Source organism: Oceaniovalibus guishaninsula JLT2003, from assembly GCF_000299575.1.
Lineage (GTDB): Bacteria > Pseudomonadota > Alphaproteobacteria > Rhodobacterales > Rhodobacteraceae > Palleronia > Palleronia guishaninsula.
On the sequence record NZ_AMGO01000043.1, the window covers coordinates 1 to 2031 of the forward strand.

General features: G+C 70.3%; 4 protein-coding genes and 1 pseudogene. All 5 read left to right on the forward strand.

Annotated features, from left to right (window positions below; translation table 11 throughout):
• A pseudogene (locus tag OCGS_RS15320) lies at positions 1–247 on the forward strand (phage portal protein); the annotation flags it as partial.
• A 4-nt stretch (positions 248–251) separates the two neighbouring features.
• Positions 252–638: a head maturation protease, ClpP-related gene (locus OCGS_RS15535; RefSeq protein ID WP_052026165.1), complete on the forward strand. Its 387-nt coding sequence runs from the start codon at positions 252–254 to the stop codon at positions 636–638.
• Complete coding sequence (locus OCGS_RS15540; RefSeq protein WP_007426984.1) at positions 635–1276, forward strand: Clp protease/crotonase-like domain-containing protein; 642 nt, start codon at positions 635–637, stop codon at positions 1274–1276. Before OCGS_RS15535 ends, OCGS_RS15540 begins: the two co-directional genes overlap by 4 nt.
• Before the next feature lie 4 nt (positions 1277–1280).
• The gene (locus OCGS_RS09285) at positions 1281–1646 is read left to right on the forward strand and encodes a head decoration protein (RefSeq protein WP_007426985.1); all 366 of its coding nucleotides are present in this window, start codon (positions 1281–1283) and stop codon (positions 1644–1646) included.
• A gap of 25 nt (positions 1647–1671) precedes the next feature.
• A partial coding sequence (locus OCGS_RS09290; protein WP_040610867.1) for a major capsid protein occupies positions 1672–2031 on the forward strand: 360 nt, incomplete at its 3' end.

Consider the following 2031-nt stretch of genomic DNA (forward strand, 5'->3'; position numbering starts at 1 on the left):
GGAGGCCGGCATCACCTCGCGGCGCAAGGTGGTCGAGGCCACCGGCTACGACATCGAGGAAGTCGACCGCGAGAACGCGGCCGACGCCGCGCGCGCGACGGATCTCGGCCTGCGCTACCGCACGAGCCCCGGCGAGACGCAAGGCGCCCGCGCGACGCCGGCGACGCGGGCCGAGCCCGGCGACGGCGCCGGTAACGACACGGACGACGGCGCCGACGCGACCGATCCGGCCACCGAACAGGAGTGACGACATGGCAAACTGGTATGCGATCCGCGCCCGGGGGACCGGTGCGGAAGTGGCGATCTATGACGAGATCGGCGCCTACGGGGTCTCGGCGAAGGGTTTTCTGGCCGAACTCGGAGCGTTGCCTGAGGGCACGCCCGTCGATCTGCGGCTGAACAGCCCCGGTGGGTCCGTCTTCGACGCAGTGGCGATCCACAACGCGATCAAGCGCCACGAGGGCACGGTCACGGTCTGGATCGACGGCATCGCCGCTTCGGCCGCCTCATACATCGCCATGGCGGGCGACGAGATCGTCATGCCCGAAAACGCCTTCCTGATGATCCACGACCCCGCCAGCCTTGTCATGGGCACGGCCGAGGACATGCGCGCCATGGCCGAGCGCTCGACAAGGTGAAGGGCAGCCTCGTTTCGGGCTACGCCGCGAAATCCGGCCGGACGCCCGAGGAGGTCTCGGCGCTGATGGCGTCCGAGACCTGGTTCGATGCAGGTGACGCCGTGGCGCAGGGCTTCGCCGACCGGCTGATCGAGCCTGTCCGCATCGCCGCGCGCTTCGACATCGGCCGCTTCCGCAACGCGCCGCCGGTTTTGGTGGAGCAGGTCGAAGCCGAACCGGAGCCCGGCGCCGAGCCTGACGGCGCCGAGATCGAAGCGGACGAGGATGCCGACGACGCCAGCGAAGGCGACGAGGTCGCGGAAGCCAAGGACGAGCCGGCCGCCGCCTCCGGCACGTCGGAGCCGCCCGCCGAAACCCCGCCACCGAGCGCTGCGCCGCCCGATCTCGCCGCGATCCGGTCGGAGGCCATCGTTCATGCCCGGGCCATCGTCGATCTTTGCCGCCTCGCGGGCCAGCCGCAGATGGCGGGTCGCTTCCTTGAACAGGACATGAGCCTCGACGAGGTGCGCGCCGCGCTCCTCGCCGCCAAGGCCGAGGCCGAGCCCGAGATCGCGCCCCATCACCCGCAGCCCGGCCGCTCCTCGGCCGCGCGCCCCTGGGGCGAGGTCGTCGCCCGCACCTTCAAGCTGAAAGGATGACACCATGACCACGCTGGTTGAAGGCACGCACCCCGGCGGCTTCCTCGTCTGGGAAGCCTTCCGCGACTACACCCGAGAGACGGTCACCGTCGCGGCAGGCACGCTCGAGCCCGGCACGGTGCTGGGCAAGATCACCGCCTCGGGCAAATACGCCGCGCACGATCCCGCCGCCGTCGACGGCACCGAGACAGCCGTCGCGGTGCTCTGGGGCAAGGCGGATGCGTCCGGTGGCGATGCGCCCGCCGTCGCCGTCGTTCGCGGCCCCGCCATCGTCAACCGTCACGACCTCGTCTTCGCCGGCACGCCCAGCGAGGGCGAGATCGCGGCCGCCCATGCGGCGCTCCTCGCCGCGGGCATCCTCGTCCGCTGATCCAATTCCGACAAGAGGCATCCTCATGGCCACCATGGACATCTTCGAAGGCGATGCCTTCACCATCGTCGAGCTCACCCGCGCGCTCGAGAACATTCCCTACAAGCCCGCGCTGCTCTCGGGCTCGAACCTCTTCAGCCCGCGCGGCGTGCGCTCCCGCACCGTCGTGATCGAGAGCCGCGACGGCACGCTCTCGCTGATCCCGTTCTCCGAGCGCGGCTCGGCTTATGAGCAGCAGATCCCGGATCGGCGCGAGATGCGCGCCTTCGTCTGCCGCCAGTTCAAGAAGCAGGACGTGCTCTGGGCCTCCGAGATCCAGTCCGTTCGCGACTTCGGCTCGGAGAGCGCCACCCAGCAGGTGCAGACCGAGGTGGCTTATCGGCTC

Coding starts and splice junctions, on each gene's coding strand:
- OCGS_RS15535 (WP_052026165.1), top strand. CDS start 252: ATGGCAAACTGGTATGCGATCCGCGCCCGGGGGACCGGTGCGGAAGTG.
- OCGS_RS09285 (WP_007426985.1), top strand. CDS start 1,281: ATGACCACGCTGGTTGAAGGCACGCACCCCGGCGGCTTCCTCGTCTGG.